Annotated in this window: 17 protein-coding genes and 1 tRNA gene; 6 read left to right on the top strand and 12 right to left on the bottom strand. The window is 70.9% G+C overall.

Annotation, left to right across the window (positions count from 1 at the left end):
* Positions 1–120: 120 nt before the first annotated feature.
* The 8 genes from ACTIGN_RS10160 to ACTIGN_RS10195 form a co-directional block, all read right to left on the bottom strand.
* A complete protein-coding gene (locus tag ACTIGN_RS10160; protein ID WP_439623411.1) occupies positions 121–339 on the bottom strand; it encodes a hypothetical protein in 219 nt (72 codons plus the stop codon).
* Between the two features lie 238 nt (positions 340–577).
* Entirely contained in the window at positions 578–955 is a 378-nt protein-coding gene (locus ACTIGN_RS10165; protein ID WP_439623413.1) for a hypothetical protein, read from the bottom strand.
* Positions 956–977: 22 nt separating this feature from the next.
* Complete coding sequence (locus ACTIGN_RS10170) at positions 978–1496, bottom strand: hypothetical protein (protein WP_439623415.1); 519 nt, start codon at positions 1494–1496, stop codon at positions 978–980.
* 15 nt (positions 1497–1511) lie between these two features.
* Positions 1512–1913 (bottom strand): hypothetical protein, encoded by a 402-nt coding sequence (locus tag ACTIGN_RS10175; protein ID WP_439623417.1) that lies wholly within the window; start codon positions 1911–1913, stop codon positions 1512–1514.
* Positions 1914–1973: 60 nt separating this feature from the next.
* Complete coding sequence (locus ACTIGN_RS10180) at positions 1974–2264, bottom strand: hypothetical protein (RefSeq protein WP_439623419.1); 291 nt, start codon at positions 2262–2264, stop codon at positions 1974–1976.
* Between the two features lie 310 nt (positions 2265–2574).
* A complete protein-coding gene (locus ACTIGN_RS10185) occupies positions 2575–2922 on the bottom strand; it encodes a hypothetical protein (RefSeq protein ID WP_439623420.1) in 348 nt (115 codons plus the stop codon).
* 4 nt (positions 2923–2926) lie between these two features.
* A complete protein-coding gene (locus ACTIGN_RS10190) occupies positions 2927–4165 on the bottom strand; it encodes an AAA family ATPase (protein ID WP_439623422.1) in 1239 nt (412 codons plus the stop codon).
* A gap of 408 nt (positions 4166–4573) precedes the next feature.
* The gene (locus tag ACTIGN_RS10195; protein ID WP_439623424.1) at positions 4574–4810 is read right to left on the bottom strand and encodes a hypothetical protein; all 237 of its coding nucleotides are present in this window, start codon (positions 4808–4810) and stop codon (positions 4574–4576) included.
* A gap of 194 nt (positions 4811–5004) precedes the next feature.
* Here ACTIGN_RS10195 and ACTIGN_RS10200 point away from each other — a divergent pair, with 194 nt between their 5' ends.
* A complete protein-coding gene (locus ACTIGN_RS10200; protein WP_439623426.1) occupies positions 5005–6198 on the top strand; it encodes a tyrosine-type recombinase/integrase in 1194 nt (397 codons plus the stop codon).
* 37 nt (positions 6199–6235) lie between these two features.
* Here ACTIGN_RS10200 and ACTIGN_RS10205 read toward each other — a convergent pair.
* Positions 6236–6307, bottom strand: a tRNA-Thr gene (locus ACTIGN_RS10205).
* A 303-nt stretch (positions 6308–6610) separates the two neighbouring features.
* On the opposite strand from ACTIGN_RS10205, the gene ACTIGN_RS10210 reads away from it, so the two are divergent.
* From ACTIGN_RS10210 to cdd, 3 genes are all read left to right on the top strand, one after another.
* Positions 6611–8962: a hypothetical protein gene (locus ACTIGN_RS10210; RefSeq protein ID WP_439623428.1), complete on the top strand. Its 2352-nt coding sequence runs from the start codon at positions 6611–6613 to the stop codon at positions 8960–8962.
* Positions 8963–9190: 228 nt separating this feature from the next.
* Positions 9191–10498, top strand: a complete 1308-nt coding sequence (locus ACTIGN_RS10215; protein ID WP_439623430.1) for a thymidine phosphorylase — start codon at positions 9191–9193, stop codon at positions 10496–10498.
* Positions 10495–10899 (top strand): cytidine deaminase, encoded by a 405-nt coding sequence (cdd, locus tag ACTIGN_RS10220; RefSeq protein WP_439623432.1) that lies wholly within the window; start codon positions 10495–10497, stop codon positions 10897–10899. Before ACTIGN_RS10215 ends, cdd begins: the two co-directional genes overlap by 4 nt.
* 160 nt (positions 10900–11059) lie before the next feature.
* Here the strand turns inward: cdd and ACTIGN_RS10225 are convergent, their stop codons facing one another.
* Positions 11060–11290 (bottom strand): hypothetical protein, encoded by a 231-nt coding sequence (locus ACTIGN_RS10225; protein ID WP_439623434.1) that lies wholly within the window; start codon positions 11288–11290, stop codon positions 11060–11062.
* A gap of 160 nt (positions 11291–11450) precedes the next feature.
* Here ACTIGN_RS10225 and ACTIGN_RS10230 point away from each other — a divergent pair, with 160 nt between their 5' ends.
* Positions 11451–11741, top strand: coding sequence for a hypothetical protein (locus ACTIGN_RS10230; RefSeq protein ID WP_439623436.1), 291 nt, complete (start codon positions 11451–11453; stop codon positions 11739–11741).
* Positions 11742–11788: 47 nt separating this feature from the next.
* Here the strand turns inward: ACTIGN_RS10230 and mnmA are convergent, their stop codons facing one another.
* Positions 11789–12877, bottom strand: a complete 1089-nt coding sequence (mnmA, locus tag ACTIGN_RS10235) for a tRNA 2-thiouridine(34) synthase MnmA (RefSeq protein WP_439623438.1) — start codon at positions 12875–12877, stop codon at positions 11789–11791.
* Positions 12878–13218: 341 nt separating this feature from the next.
* On the opposite strand from mnmA, the gene ACTIGN_RS10240 reads away from it, so the two are divergent.
* A complete protein-coding gene (locus tag ACTIGN_RS10240) occupies positions 13219–14466 on the top strand; it encodes a DNA polymerase Y family protein (protein ID WP_439623440.1) in 1248 nt (415 codons plus the stop codon).
* 66 nt (positions 14467–14532) lie between these two features.
* Here the strand turns inward: ACTIGN_RS10240 and ACTIGN_RS10245 are convergent, their stop codons facing one another.
* On the bottom strand, positions 14533–14709 hold the full coding sequence (locus tag ACTIGN_RS10245; RefSeq protein ID WP_439623442.1) for a hypothetical protein: 177 nt from the start codon (positions 14707–14709) through the stop codon (positions 14533–14535).
* Positions 14710–14833 lie beyond the last annotated feature (124 nt).

Raw genomic sequence — 14833 nt, forward strand, 5'->3', positions numbered from 1 at the left:
GGGAGCGTTGCCTGTGGGTGGGGTGGTCAGGCTACGGGCCGCGACGCGCGTGCCGGGCGGCCGCGGCGACCAGCAGGCCGCTCGCGAGCCAGAGCAGGAGCCGCCGGACGAAGACGCGCATCACGCCACCTGTTGCCGCTTCGCCACGCACTCCGGGCACACGGTCAGTCGCGAGCTTTGGGCAACGGCCGCGTCCGCGTGGCCCCACGACACGAAGTGGAACTCGCTGCCGATGTGCCGGCCGCACACGGACCGCTGTGAAATCCGGTGTTCGCCAAAGGGTATTGAAGGGCCGGTCACGTCGGCGACGCACTTCACGTACTCGGGTCGGTCGTCCACGTCTCCGCTCCCTTCGTGGGGTGATCACGCCCAATTCTACCCCACTACCGCCGCCTGCCGCCCCTTGACCGCCACCCGCGTCAGTGCGTCCTCGGGGTCGTCCCACGCCCGTCCTGCTCGCACAGGTCGAGCCAGATGCCCTTACGCCGCGTCGGGCGAGTCGCGGGTGCTGGCGAGCCACGATTGCTTCTGGGCTCGCGTCCAGCCGGTCCACCCCTGCCGTGGGCGTGCCGGAGGATCAGGATTCCGGCGGTTCGCCCGCCCGGTAGCGATCGGTGGCCCACTCCCAGGTGTTCGCGTCGAGCAACTCGCACCCCAACTCCCGGACCACTGCGGCCAGGAACCCGCACATCCGCTCCGACGCCCCGAGGAACACCACCTCGGCGAACCCGGGCCGGTGATAGATCACGTACTCCCCGTCGACGTAGCCGAGCACCCGCTTGCGGCCGTCACGGCACCACCCGGGCTGCCGCGGCGACACCACCTCGCCCGCGGCGCCGCGGTCGGCAAACCGCTCCAGGACGCCCGCGAAGGCGTCCTGCGACACGGCCTCCCGGGGGGTGCCCGGCGCGTCCGGGTCGAAGCGGCCGATCCAGATACTGGACTTGAAGCTCATGAGGTTACCGCCCGGGGCCGCGTCAGAACTCGTCGCCCCACTCGAAGTCCTCGCTCGCGAGCGGCGGCACCGGCGCGCCCGGGCTCGGCCGGCGCATGACCTCGGGCACCCGCTCCAGTTCCTCGGCCCGGTGCCCCGCGAGAAGGCTGCGGCCCTTGAAAGACGCCGGGTCGAAGCGGACGACCGCGGACGGGTAGCCGCCCGCCGAGTACCGCCGCTCGATCTCCCGCACGAGGGCGTACCGCTCCCGGTCCCACCCGCCGGCGGGCTCGTCGCCGTAGTAGTGGACCGGCGAGTTCCGCCAGAAAATCAGGATGGCCGTGCCGGCGTCGCACAGCGGGTGGTCGAGCAGCCGCCGCCACTCCCGCGGGCTCTGGTTCGGGTGCGACCCGGCCGCGTACAGGAACAACTCTTCCGGCGAGGCGACGGCCGCGAACTGCCGCTCCCACCGGGCGTCGTGGGTGGCCTCGTCGTAGTCGTCCGCCAGGTGGCCGTCGAGCAGCCACGCCACCCGCCTCCGCTGCTGTGCCGACGGCGCCATCCCCGCCTCCCGTCCTCACGCCCGGATCGCCCGGAGGGCTGCCAGGTAGGCTGCGCTCCCGAGCCCGACCGCCGCAAACACCGGGCGGGTCCGGCCGCCGCGGTGGTCGTACTGCGCGGACCGGCCCCACAGGGTCAGGATCAGCCCCGGGAACAGGTACTGGTTCGGGGGGCGGGACAACAGCAGGTCGGCGGTGTCGCGCTGTCCCAGCGCGGCGAGGAGTTGCTCCGCCGGCGTGTCGAACACGTCCACGCTGTCGAACAGGACGGTCTCCTCGATCGAGCTGGCGACCTCGACGTACTCGACCCGGTCCGCTCCGAAGCTCACCTGGAAAGAACCGCTGAGGTAGCAGTCGGTCCGCGGCCCCTTCGCCCGCGGCGCGTGGCCCAACTCGCGCCGCACCTCGGCGCGGGTCATCCCGAAGGACACCGGGCCTATCCCCCGGTGTGGGTTGACGTGCAGTTCCATCCGGCCTCCTCACTCGCCGCCCCGCTCGCCCAGGGGCACGCCGAGCCGGCTCAGCGCGTGGCCGAGCCCCTTCGTGCCGACCGGGTAAGTCTTCCCGGCCCGCGTCGCGGCGTATCGGTCGACCTTGCAGGGCTGGCGGCACTCCTCCCACCGGACCGGGACGAGGCACACGACCCACCCCCACCCGTGCTCCTCGGTCATCGAGGGCTCGACCCGTACCGCGCAGCCCAGCCCGAACGGCGAGGCGGCGACATCGCCCCACTCCCGTTCGACCAGTCGCTCGGCATCCTCACCGGTCACGGCCACCCCCGATTACGTTATTCGACCGTGCCGAGGTCACATTACCCAGGTCGGTAGCGATCCGGCACGACCGTGCATCCTGAGCCGAGGTTCGGTTCCGGTTCCGGCTTGGGGCCGCCGCCAAAGGCGGCCCCAAAGCCAGGAACCGTTCGGTATCTAGGTCTGTGTCTTTTGTGACACAGACCTGATACCTCTGAGTGTGGACACTGGCTGGCCGCTTACTGGATGTTGGCTGTCCGGGGAAGGATGTTGGCGGCTCAGGCACTGAACCGTTGCGGCTCAGGCCCGGACGCTGGCTGTCCGGTGTCGCTCAATCACCAGCAATCTCCGGCTCCGGCTTAATGACGTGGTTCATCAACCACGTCCCCTTCCGCGGTCCGGGATAGATGACCTCACAGGACTCCAGCACCTTCAAACAGTCGCGGGCCGTCGTGCGGTTGGCCGCCAGCGCCTTCGCCAGGCGGGTGACAGTCACGTACCGCACCTGACCTGTCCGGGCATCGGCCCAGTCCCAAAGCAGAAACGCGGCGGCGCAGGCCGCGTACCCGCCCCGCGACCCGACCGCGGCCTTAATGGTCGGGATCTGGTTGATCAGGTGCTTGTGGGTTGCGAACCGGTCGATCGCCGGTCCGGTGGACTTCCGTTTCGTCGGTGGCACGGATTTACCTCTTGGTGGCTTGGACGAGCATCTTGGTTTGCTGCTTGGGGGCCGCCTTCGGCTTGAGCAGCTTCGACTTGGCGGGGGCCTTCGCGGCCGCCCCATCCGGAGATGGTGACCAGGGCACAAGCGCCCCGCTGGGGTCCATCGCGTACTCAATCCGCTCTGTCGGTGCGGCGCGGGAGACGACATCGAGCCGGCGGCGCGTGTCCAGGATCGAGTCGCCGGTCAACCCCACGGTCAGCACCGCATCGACCTGCGCCTCCAGGGCCGTGCTCCCCCGCACAACCCCGTTGCGGCCGGTGTGGTGGACGACCAGCACGCAGAGGTCGTACTGGGCCGCGGCGACCCGCAGGGGTGCCATCGTGCGGACGACCGCACGCGACGAGTTCTCATCGAATGAGAACAACCGCGACAGGGTGTCGAGCACCACGAGCCGCGAGCCACCGGCACGAGCCACACGACCCAGGTTCTGGACGTAAGCATCGAACTCCCCGAACTTTCGCATCGGGTTCTCGGAGATGAACCTGATCCTGGTATCGTCCGGCGCCCCGTGCCATAGGCGTGCGGGCTCCTCCGACACGACGAACGCTCCGAACGGGGACACGGCCGCTCCCAGCAGTTTCCCGGGCTCGGTCCCGGCCCCGGCGTGTAGGAGTCGCCGGAGCAGGGTGCTCTTCCCCGCGTTCGGCGCACCGGCGAGCATGGCGACCTCGCCCCGGCAGAGCCGGCCGGTCCACAGTTCGCACCCGGCCCTGGCCCCGTCGCCCGCCCTGGTGTTCCCGGCCCGCAGTTCGAGGGCCGTGACACTGTTGTCGGCGACCCCGTCGAGCGCGAGTGCGATGGTCCGCACGGCATCGTCGTCGAGCGGGACAAGATCGCGGATGAGCGACCCAAGATCGTAGCGGTCGTCGACCGCGAATGCGTGCCGATAGGGACCGTCCAGTCGCAGCCGCGACCCCACGCGCGTCGCGACCACCCACTCGGGCGCGAGCCCGCCTTCGACGATCTTGAGCTTCCCGTCCTGAACCCAGCGATCGACGCGGTGGCCAAGCTGCTTCATGACGCGAACGTCGCCACCGATGTCGAAGTAAATCGACACCTCGTCCATCGCTCCGCTACGCGGCTGTAGGAGGTCGGAGTTTGGGGCCGGGGTAACCTCGGCGAGCGCCAAGCCGGACGCCAGAGACTGCGCCGCATCGGTCACCACGACCCCTTCGCTGATGCTGCGATCCTTATCCACGGATCACCTCCTCCGTGCTGACGGCGGCTCCCGCCACGGGTCGGGCAAGCCGAACGAAGAACGCGTCCAGGTCGGCCGGAGAGACCAACCACCGGTAACCGGCCCGTGTGGCGGGGAGGAGCACCCGTTCGCCGTCCTGGGCACGGCAGCCCGTGACGATCCACCGCGTCAGAGTGGTGGTGGTCACGTGCTGAGAGCCCCGGTGACCGGGGACTCGTCGGCACACCTCGGACAGGGGTAGCAGATCAGGCGACATGGCGGCCCTCGTAGTGCGTGTGGTCGGACGTGAGGGATTGTCGTGGATGCGGTTGCCCGTCATCCTGCGTTGCCCACGACCTGCTCCCACCAGTGCGCCGCCCGTTCGAAGGGTGGTGGCGTCCGGAGTCTACGCGAGTCCAACAGCAGCGGTCAGACCACCGACTCTCCGTTGACGAGGGTACTGGCCAGCAGGGTGGCAACGGCCCGCCTAGGGATCAGCCGCTTCTTGCCGCAGGTTGAGTACGCCAAGCTGCCATCGTTCATCAACTCATAGGCCCGGGACCGCGAGATCCCGTACTCCTTCAGCAGCCCCGCCACGGTCACGGCCCCGTCCCGCAGCAGTTCACACTTGTCCGCGACCTCGGCACCCACTGTGGTTGCAGGCATTCTCGCTCCTGGTCGGTCCGCCCTCGTTCGGGCGTGTCTTGGTGGAAATCGTGGTTTGCCCCCAGATCATAGACGCCTGTCGGTAAAGTTGACGCGAATCCGACCGCTTCTTTTCGTCAGTCGGTTTGTGGACGGGCGAACAGGACGATGTGGTACGATGTCCACCACGCGTACCACGTGACTCGGAGACTACAGTGAGCGACCCCGACCCGACACGCAAACAGAAGGGCCGTCGCCCCCGCGGCGACGGGTCGGTGTTCTTCGCCAGGTCGAAGGGGTGCTGGGTTTGGAAGGCGGTGACCGGAGCAGGGCCCGACGGCGGGGTCCGGTACACGCAGGGCTGGGCCCGCACCCAGGCCGACGCGGTCAAGAAGAAGCAGGCGGCCGAGCGGGCGGGCCGCGCCCCCGACGCGGCCCGGGAGACGGTCGGCGACCATCTGACGCACTGGCTCGACGACGTCGCCAAGCCGAACACCCGGTACGCGACCTGGCAGCGGTACGAGCAAGTCGTCCGCATTCACCTGCGGCCCCGAATCGGCGGCGTCCCGCTCCGCGCCCTCACCGTCGCCCAGGTCACGAAGTTGTGGGCCGACCTGTCGCGGGCGAAGGTAAAGGCGGGCACGGTGAAGAAGTGCTCCGAGGTGTTCGCGACCGCCCTGGAGGTGGCCGTGTCCGAAGGGAAGATCGCCACCGCCCCGACCGGCGGCGCGGCCCGGCCCCGGGTCATCCGCGGCGAGGTCGAGGTGTTCAGCGACGACGAGGTGCGGAAGCTGCTCGCGGCCGCGGCCGGGGACCGGTTGGAAGCGCTCTTCGCCCTCGCGGCCGGGACTGGTGCCCGCGAGGGCGAACTACTCGCCCTGGAGCCGGCCGACTTCGACCTCCCGGCCGGCACGGTCCGCATCGTGAAGATGCTCGACTACCGCGACGGACAGTTCGCGATCCAACCGACCAAGAGCAAGAGCGGGGTGCGGGCCATCGACCTGCCGGCGTTCGCCCTCGACCCGGTGCGACGGCACCTTGTCGGCCGCGGTTCGGGGCCCTGCTTCACGACCGCGGAGGGGACGTACATCGCCCGGACGAACTTCATCCGCCGCGACTGGAGGGGGCTGACCACGCGGGCGGGGGTGCCGTACCGCAAGTTCCACACGCTCCGCCACACGCACGCGAGCCGGCTCCTGGCCGACGGGGTGGACCCGGCCGAGGTCGCCCGGCGGATCGGCGACCGGATCGAGACGGTGATGCGGGTCTACGCGCACTGGGTGCCGACCCTGACCCGCAACACCGCGGCCCGGGTGGACGCGATCTACGCCGTACCGGTCGAGGAAAAGCCCCACGGTGGCGGTAAGGTGGCGGGCCGGAGTAAGGGGGCGGGAAAGAAGAAAGGCTAGGTGCCACAAGTCACTGTGGGACCTAGCCTTGCGTGAGAGCCGCCTGTGAGATTTGAACTCACGACCCCCGCTTTACGAAAGCGGTGCACTACCACTGTGCTAAGGCGGCAACGTGTACTCCGACGGACACCGTTCGCACGCAACGGGTTCACCGGGACGGAGTGCATCTTACAGCGCCGGCCCATGCCAGCAAGTCCGATCGCGAATCCCGCACGGGTGCGCCCCCGAAGACGTCCGAGCGATTGAATTTAGGCGCGCCGGTCGCGCCGCGAATCTCACGCAACGTGGGTTGACGGTCGGCCCCGCGGCCCCCACACTCAAGTACGTGCCGGCCCTCCCGGCGCGTGGCACTTCGCCCGACTGCCAGGACGTGGCACCCCGCGCCCCCGCGGGCCTCGGAAAGCACACCCGCATGTCTACCGCGAACCGTCGAACGCTCCTCCGCTGTGAGGCCCTCGAGGACCGCAGCCTCCCCGCCGCGGCGTGGCTGTCGGCCGGCACCCTCACCGTCATCGGCGACCCCGCGGACAACCGCATCCGCCTCGTCCCCGAGGGCAGCAACATCGTCGTCCTGGACGGGGCCGCCCGCATCGGCGTCGCCCCGTCGGCCGCGGTCACCGACATCTTCATCCGCGGCGGCGACGGCAACGACACCGTCACCGTCAGCGACCTGATCACGCAGCCGGTCAACCTCGGTGGCGGGTTCGGCGACGACCGGCTCGCGGCCGGGGGCGGGCCGGCCACGCTCCTCGGCGGCCCCGGCACCGACGCGCTCGTCGGCGGGGCCGGGCCCGTGGCGTTCAACGGCGGCCCCGGGGCCGACGCGCTCTACAAGGTGAAGCCGACCGACACGGTGGCGGCCGACCCCGCCGACCGGACGCTCTCGGGCGCGCCGCCGGTCCCGGCCGCGGCCGCGACGGGCCAGCAGACGCTCACGGCCGCGGAGGTGGGCGCGCTGCTCCAGCGGGCCGCGGCGGCCTCGGCCAGCACCGACGCGATCATCGCAATCACCGACCGCAACGGCCGCATCCTCGGCGTGCGCGTCGAGAGCGGGGTGTCGCCCGCGGTCACCGGCACCCCGCGGCAGCTCGTGTTCGCCATCGACGGGGCCGTGTCGCTGGCCCGCACCGGCGCGTTCTTCGGCAACAACCAGGCCCCGCTCACCAGCCGCACGGTCCAGTTCATCAGCCAGTCCACGATCACCCAGCGCGAGGTCGAGTCGAACCCGAGCATCCCGTTCCCGAACTCGACGGTCCGCGGGCCGGGGTTCGTCGCGCCGGTCGGGACCAAGGCCCACTTCCCCCCGAACGTGCCGAACACCCCGATGGTGGACCTCTTCCAGATCGAGCACACCAACCGGCTCGGCACCTACGCCCCCGGCCCGGACCGGATCATCGGCACGCCCGACGACGTGAAGCTCGCCGAGCGGTTCCACATTGACCCCGCGTTCGTGCCGCCGGGCCAGGGGCTGTTCGAGCCCGACTCCTACGGCGTCGAGTCGGGCGTGGCCCCGCGGACCGCCAACGGCATCCCGATCGCCGTGGGCCGCGGGATCGCGACCCTCCCCGGCGGCGTCCCGATCTTCAAGAACGGCCAGGCGGTCGGCGGCATCGGCGTGTTCTTCCCCGGGGCCACCGGGTACGCGACCGCGTCGAACTCGTCCCTGAGCGCGCTGTACGACCCGTCGAAGCCGGACCGGACGCTCGAGGCCGAGTGGATCGCGTTCGCGGCGGTCGGCGGGGCGACCACGTCCATCGGGGGCGTGGCGACGCTGCCCGTCGGCACGCTCGGCGGCGTCCCGGTGCCCGCGGGGTTCGGGCTGCCCAGCGGCCGCATCGACCTCGTCGGCATCACCCTCGACATCTTCGGCCCCGGCGGCAACGCCGGCCTCGGCGTGGTGGCGCAGGTCGGCGCCTCGGTCGGCCGCGGCTCGCCCACCGACGGCACGAACCAGCCCCTCGTCGCGGGCGACCCGACCCGCGTCCGCAGCGGGCTCCCCGTGCCCGAGGGGTGGCTCGTGGCGCCGCACGACGGGGCCGGGGTCACCGCGGCCGACGTGGTGCGGACCATCAACCAGGGGATCAACCAGGCGAACCTGACCCGGGCCGCGATCCGGCTCCCGCTCGGGTCGCGGACGAAGATGGTGTTCGCCGTCGCCGACCGCAACGGCAACATCGTCGGCCTGTACCGCGAGCCGGACGCGACCGTGTTCTCGCTCGACGTGGCGGTGGCGAAGGCCCGCAACGTGGCGTACTACGCGAACGCGGCGAAGCTCCAGGCGGCCGACCAGTTGCCCGGAATCCCGGCCGGCACCGCGTTCGAGTCGCGGACGTTCCGGTTCCTGTCCGGCCCGCGGTACCCGGAGGGGATCGACGGCACCCCCCCCGGCCCGTTCTCGCAGCTCAACGACGGCGGCGCGAGCCTCATCAACGGCGTCCAGGTCGGCCCGCGGCTCCCGGCGTCGGCGTACCGGAGCGTGGTCGGGTACGACGCGTTCAACCCCGGCACCAACTTCCACAGCGCGTCCAACCCGCTGAACCAGAGCGGGGTCGTGTTCTTCCCCGGGGCCGCGCCCCTGTACCGCGGGTCCGTGCTGATCGGCGGGTTCGGGGCCAGCGGCGACGGCGTGGACCAGGACGACGTGATGACGATCGCGGGGCAGGCCGGGTATGATGTCCCCCTGGGGCTCCTCCGGGCCGACGACGTGTTCTTCCGCGGCGTCCGCCTGCCGTACCAGAAGACGAACCGCAACCCGCAGGGGTAGCGCCGCGCGGGGCAGAAGCGGAGGCACCCGAATCGAAGCGATGGCACGCGGAGGACGCGGATCAAAGAAGGGATGAAGAGGATCAGAGAAGAGTTCGTTCTCTGAACCCGGTCTTGTTCGATCCGTGTTACATCCCGGCTTTGATCCGCGTCCTCCGCGTGCCATCGCTTCCGCGTTCTCGCGGCCGGCGGGAGAACTTCGACACGCACCAGTAGCCACGGGGCACCCATGCGGGCGGTGGACGTCATCCGCACGAAGCGCGACGGGGGCGAACTCACGCGCGCCCAGATCGACTCGTTCGTCCGCGGGGCCACGACCGGCGAGGGGTGGGCCCCGTACCAGCTCTCGGCCCTGCTCATGGCCACGCTGCTCCGCGGCATGTCGCCGGCGGAGACGGCGCACCTCACCCGGGCGATGGCCGACTCCGGCACGGTCCTCGACCTGTCCGACGTGCCCGGCCCGAAGGTCGACAAGCACAGCACCGGCGGCGTCGGCGACAAGACCTCGCTGGTCCTCGGCCCGCTCGCGGCCGCGTGCGGGGTGGTGGTGCCGATGATGTCGGGCCGCGGGCTCGGGCACAGCGGGGGCACCCTCGACAAGCTCGAGGCGATCCCCGGGTTCCGCGTCGGGCTGTCCGCGTCCGAGTTCCGCTCGGCCCTGCGCCGCGTCGGGCTCGGGATGATCGGCCAGACGTCCGACGTCGCCCCGGCCGACAAGACGCTGTACGCCATGCGAGACGTCACCGCCACCGTCGAGAGCGTCCCGCTCATCACCGCGTCGATCCTGAGCAAGAAGCTCGCCGAGGGGATCTCGGGGCTGGTGATGGACGTGAAGTGCGGGCACGGCGCGTTCATGAAGACGCTCGCCGACGCGCGGGACCTCGCCGGGTCGCTCACCCGCGTGGGCACCGCCAACGGGCTCCGGGTCGCGGCGCTCATCACCGCGATGGACGCGCCGCTCGGGCGGCTCGTCGGCAACGCGCTGGAGGTGATCGAGGCCGCCGAGACGCTCAAGGGGAACGGCCCGGCCGACCTCACCGACCTGTCGGTGCTCCTCGCGGCCCGCATGGTCCAACTCGCGGGGCTCGCGGCCGACGCCGACGAGGCGACGCAGAAGGTGCGGACGGCGCTCCACAGCGGGGCCGGGCTCGAAGTGTTCCGCAGGTGCATCGAGTTCCAGGGCGGCGACCCGCGGACCCTCGACGACTACACCCGGCTCCCGACCGCCCCGCGGTCGATGCAGGTGGTCGCGCACCGCTCCGGGTACGTCACCGAGATGGTCGCCGGGGCCGTCGGGGTCGCGTCGATGGTCCTGGGCGGGGGCCGCGAGCGGGCCGAGGACGGCGTCGACCACGCGGTCGGCATCGTGTGCTTGGCGAAGCCCGGCGACCAGGTCCGGGCCGCCGAAGCGGTCTACGACGTGCGGTACCGCTCGACCGCCCGGCTCGTGGCGGCGCTGCCGCTGCTCGAAGAGTCGTTCACCATCGCCGACGAACCGCCGCCCCGGGCGCCGCTCGTAATCGAGGAACTCGCGTGACCCCCGACCCGCTCGTCGCCGCCGCGACCGAGGCCCGCACCCGGGCGTTCGCCCCGTACTCGAAGTTCCAGGTGGGCGCGGCCCTCGAAACCGAGGACGGGACCGTGATCGCCGGGTGCAACGTCGAGAGCGCCAGCTACGGGCTGACGACGTGCGCCGAGCGGGTGGCGGTGTTCGCGGGGGTGGCCCGCGGGTTCCGGCGCTTCACGCGGGTGGCCGTGGTCGCCGACACCGCGGCGCTGACCCCGCCGTGCGGCGCGTGCCGGCAGATCCTGTGGGAGTTCGCGCCGGACGCCGAGGTGGTCCTGGCCAACCTCGCCGGCCGCACCGAGCGGCTCACCGTGCGGGACCTGTTGCCCCGCGGGTTCGACGCGAGGCAACTCGCCGAACCGCCGTCGTGAGTCCCGGCCGGGATCGAAGCGGTGGCACACGGGTGACGCGGACCGAAGCCGGATTCAACACGGATCGGACAGGACCCGGTTCCGAGAACGAATCCTTCTCTGATCCTCTTCATCCTGCCTTCGGTCCGCGTCACCCGCGTGCCATCGCTTCTCTCGCGACTTACGCCGCCCGGTTCATCTCGGAGACGCGGTACCACGACCGCCGCACCGCCGAGACGAGCAGGCTGCCGGTGAGCATCCCGAGCAGGTACGTGACCCCGACGACGAGCGGGAACGGCACGCTCCCGCTCCACTGCCACGCCGAGATCGTCGTCGGGTAATTGTTCTCGTAGGCCAGCGCGCCCAGCACCGCCACGACCACGATCAGGAAGATCAGACTAAAAGCTCGCATGGTTTCGGCCTTGAGAGAGTGTTCTGCGGCCCGCGACACTTGTCGCCCGGACCGCACCTCGGTAGTGAGACCTTGCGAACGGGGTGCCGTTCCAGGGCACCGGCACACCGATTGCATTCAATCGAGCGGTTCGCCCGTTCGCAGGCGGCAAAGGGGCTTCATGGACGCCGTGGACGGCCCGCGGGACGATAGCGTCGAAGAGATCGCGTTGGGCGGCGAACACGTTCCGAACCCGGAGTTCGCGTCCCCGGAGGTGCTGCGGCGGGCCTTTCGCCTCGGGAAACGGTCCCGCGAGGAGTTCGACCTGTGGTCGTTCGCCGAGGTCGAGGCCGAGCTCCGCCGCGCCTGGATGCTCAACGGCGAGACCGCCGAGTGGGCAGAAGTGCGTGATTCCGTGCGGCTCGGGTTCGAGACCGGCGGCGACTCCGGCATCTTCGAATCGGGCCTCTGAGCACACGGCTGCCCCTGTCGGGGAAATCCCTCTCCTGCGAGCCGCGCCTACCCCCGTGCCGCCGCCTCGATCCAGCCGCCGCCCAGCACGCGGGGGCCGCTGTAGAGCGTGACCGCCTGGCCGGGGGTGACGGCCGTTTGCGGCGCGTCGAAGCGGACCTCGGCCCCGCCGTCGGGTGTCGGCGTCGCCGTTGCGGGCACCGCCGCGTGCCGGTAGCGGATCTTCGCCTCGCACCGCAGCGGACCCGTCGGGACGTCGGTTAGCCAGTTGATCCGCGACGCAATGAGCCCCGTAGCTAGCAATTCTTCCGGGTCGCCGACGACCACGGTGTTCGTCCCGGGCAAAATCTCCAGCACGAACCGCTTCTTCCCGGCCGCGACGCCGAGCCCCTTCCGCTGCCCGATCGTGAACCGGTCGATGCCGTCGTGCTCGCCCAGCACGCTCCCGTCCCGCTCGACGATCACCCCGGCCGTTGCGACCTCCGGCCGCCGCGAGCGCACCACGTCGGTGTGGTTCCCGCTCGGCACGAAGCAGATCTCGACGCTGTCCGGCTTCTCGGCGACCCCGACCAGCGCCGCCTCGCGTGCCACCGCCCGGATCTCGGCCTTTGTGAACCCGCCGACGGGGAACAGCAGGTGCGGCAGCACCTCGCGCTTGATGCCGTGCAGGACGTAGCTCTGGTCCTTCTCCGGGTCGAGCCCGCGGTGCAGCTCCGGGCCGTCCGGGCCGGCGACCACGCGGGCGTAGTGGCCCGTTGCGATGAACTCCGCCCCGAGTTGCTTCGCGAACGTCCAGAGCTGGCCGAACTTCAGCCAGGTATTGCACACGACGCACGGGTTCGGGGTGCGGCCCCTGGCGTACTCGTCGGCAAAGTAGTCGATGATCTTCCCGAACTCGGCCTCGAAGTCGAGCGCGTAGAACGGGACGTCGAGGCGGTCCGCAACGCGGCGGGCGTCGCCGGCGTCGATCGCGGAGCAGCACCCCTTCTTGTTCTCGCGGCGCGCGTCGGCGGCCCCGTGGTCGTGGACCCCGGTTCGCATAAACAGGCCCACGACGTCGTACCCCTGTCGCTTGAGCAACACGGCCGACGCGGAACTATCGACGCCCCCACTCATCGCCAGAACGACCCGCGGCATGCGCTCCCCTCCTCCCGTCAGTATAGAGGGGCGTGCCGGCGGCCGTGTTCGGACCCGGAGGAGCGGCCCCAGGGTTGGCACCCGCGGCCCCTCAAGGCATTGAGCCCCCGAAGGGGGCGGCAGTGCGTAGCCCAGGGTGTCAACCCTGGGTCCGCTGGGGCCCCAGGGTGTCAACCCTGGGTCCGCTGGGGCCGCGGTTGTCAACCCTGGGGCTTCTGGTGCCGCGGCCGCCCGGCGCACATTTCCGGCAAAACTTTCCGACAAGTCGTTTGCCCGAACCGCGATCGTTGCGCACAACCATGATGTGGCAATCTGTACACCATGCGCCCGGGGGCCGCGAGATGCCGATCCGATACCTGTTCCTCGACATGAACGCCTTCTTCGCCTCGTGCGAGCAGCAGCACGACCCGAAGCTCCGCGGCCGGCCGGTCGCGGTGATCCCGACGCGGGCCGAGACGACCGCGTGCATCGCCGCGAGCTACGAGGCCAAGGCGTTCGGCGTGGAGACCGGCACGCCCGTGTGGGAGGCCCGGCGGATGTGCCCCGGGCTCGTGTGCGTCGAGGCCGACCACAAGCGGTACGTCGTCACGCACAACCGCGTCCTCGACGCGCTCGGCTCGGTCCTGCCCGTCGACCGCGTCATGTCGATCGACGAGATGTCGTGCCGGCTCACCGGCGACGAGCGCAGGCCCGAGCGGGCCGCGGCGCTGGCGCACAGGATCAAGAAGGCGATCTACGAGCGGGCCGGGGACCAGATGCACTGCTCGATCGGCGTCGGGCCGAACGTCACCCTCGCGAAGATGGCCGCCGACATGAAGAAGCCGAACGGGCTGACCATCCTCGGCGACGGCGACGTGCCGCAATCGCTGTACGGGCTGGCGCTCCGCGACTTCCCCGGGATCGGCCCGCGGATGGAGCGGCGGCTCAACCTGTTCGGCGTGTTCTCGGTCCAGCAACTGTGCGGGCTGTCGGTGCGGGCGCTGTCCGAGGTGTGGGGGAGCAAGGTGCTCGGCGGGCGGTGGCACCGGACGCTCCGCGGCGAGGACGTGCTCGAACCGCCCGGCCGCCGGCAGACGGTGAGCCACTCGCACGTCCTCCCGCCCGATTTGCGGACCGATGCCGGAGCGTACGGCATCCTGGTGCGGCTCACGCACAAGGCCGCCGCCCGGATGCGGAAGATCGACTACTGGGCCGGGGCCGTCTCGGTCGGGCTGAGCTTCGCCGACGAGCCCGCGGCCGGCGGCGGGTGGGGCCGGGGCGGGTGGGCCGTCGGGTGCCGGCTCCAGCACTGCCAGGACACGCTCACGATCCTGCGGGCGGTCGCGCGGCTGTGGGACGAACGACCGAAGGGCCGGGTGCCGTTCAAGGTCGGGATGGTGCTGTCGGAACTGCGGCCGGCGCGGAGTTCGACGCCGTCGCTGTTCGAGGCGGACCGCCGGGCCGCGGAGGCGTCGCGGGCGATGGACGCGGTGAACGCCGAGTTCGGCGCGAGCGTGATCCACCTCGGCGCGATGACCGGGTACGAGACCGGCGCCCCGACGCGGATCGCGTTCACGCAGATCCCCGACTTCGACCGCCGCGTGAGTTGACCCGCGGCAACATCCAGGAGGCGACTTCTTCAGCCGGCGGACGCCGGCGTTTTTATTGGCCGAGGGTCACGCCTCGGACCGGAGCCGCAGGAGGGAGAGGCGCTCGGCCAGTTCGACCAGACCTTCCGCTTCACCGCGCTCGGCCTCGGTGAGCGGGGTGCCGGCATCCTGGCGGTCGAGCAGTTCTTGGAGCCGCGTCTGGGCGGCCGGCGGCAGGCGGTATTGAACGGGGTGCTCAGGCATTGGAGTCTCGCTTTCTGCAGTGTGCGGTCCGGAGAAAGCACGTGCGCCTGACATCTCAGAGACGTTCGCGTGGCACCCCCTCACCCGCCGCTCGAAGACTCGCGGCGACCTCTCCCCCGAGACC

It is taken from the genome of Gemmata sp. (assembly GCF_051859125.1).
Classification (GTDB): Bacteria; Planctomycetota; Planctomycetia; order Gemmatales; family Gemmataceae; genus Gemmata.

Coding starts and splice junctions, on each gene's coding strand:
- ACTIGN_RS10240 (WP_439623440.1), top strand. CDS start 13,219: ATGCCGATCCGATACCTGTTCCTCGACATGAACGCCTTCTTCGCCTCG.
- ACTIGN_RS10175 (WP_439623417.1), bottom strand. CDS start 1,913: ATGACCCGCGCCGAGGTGCGGCGCGAGTTGGGCCACGCGCCGCGGGCG.
- ACTIGN_RS10215 (WP_439623430.1), top strand. CDS start 9,191: ATGCGGGCGGTGGACGTCATCCGCACGAAGCGCGACGGGGGCGAACTC.
- ACTIGN_RS10195 (WP_439623424.1), bottom strand. CDS start 4,810: ATGCCTGCAACCACAGTGGGTGCCGAGGTCGCGGACAAGTGTGAACTG.
- ACTIGN_RS10225 (WP_439623434.1), bottom strand. CDS start 11,290: ATGCGAGCTTTTAGTCTGATCTTCCTGATCGTGGTCGTGGCGGTGCTG.
- ACTIGN_RS10165 (WP_439623413.1), bottom strand. CDS start 955: ATGAGCTTCAAGTCCAGTATCTGGATCGGCCGCTTCGACCCGGACGCG.
- mnmA (WP_439623438.1), bottom strand. CDS start 12,877: ATGCCGCGGGTCGTTCTGGCGATGAGTGGGGGCGTCGATAGTTCCGCG.
- ACTIGN_RS10210 (WP_439623428.1), top strand. CDS start 6,611: ATGTCTACCGCGAACCGTCGAACGCTCCTCCGCTGTGAGGCCCTCGAG.
- ACTIGN_RS10230 (WP_439623436.1), top strand. CDS start 11,451: ATGGACGCCGTGGACGGCCCGCGGGACGATAGCGTCGAAGAGATCGCG.
- ACTIGN_RS10170 (WP_439623415.1), bottom strand. CDS start 1,496: ATGGCGCCGTCGGCACAGCAGCGGAGGCGGGTGGCGTGGCTGCTCGAC.
- ACTIGN_RS10245 (WP_439623442.1), bottom strand. CDS start 14,709: ATGCCTGAGCACCCCGTTCAATACCGCCTGCCGCCGGCCGCCCAGACG.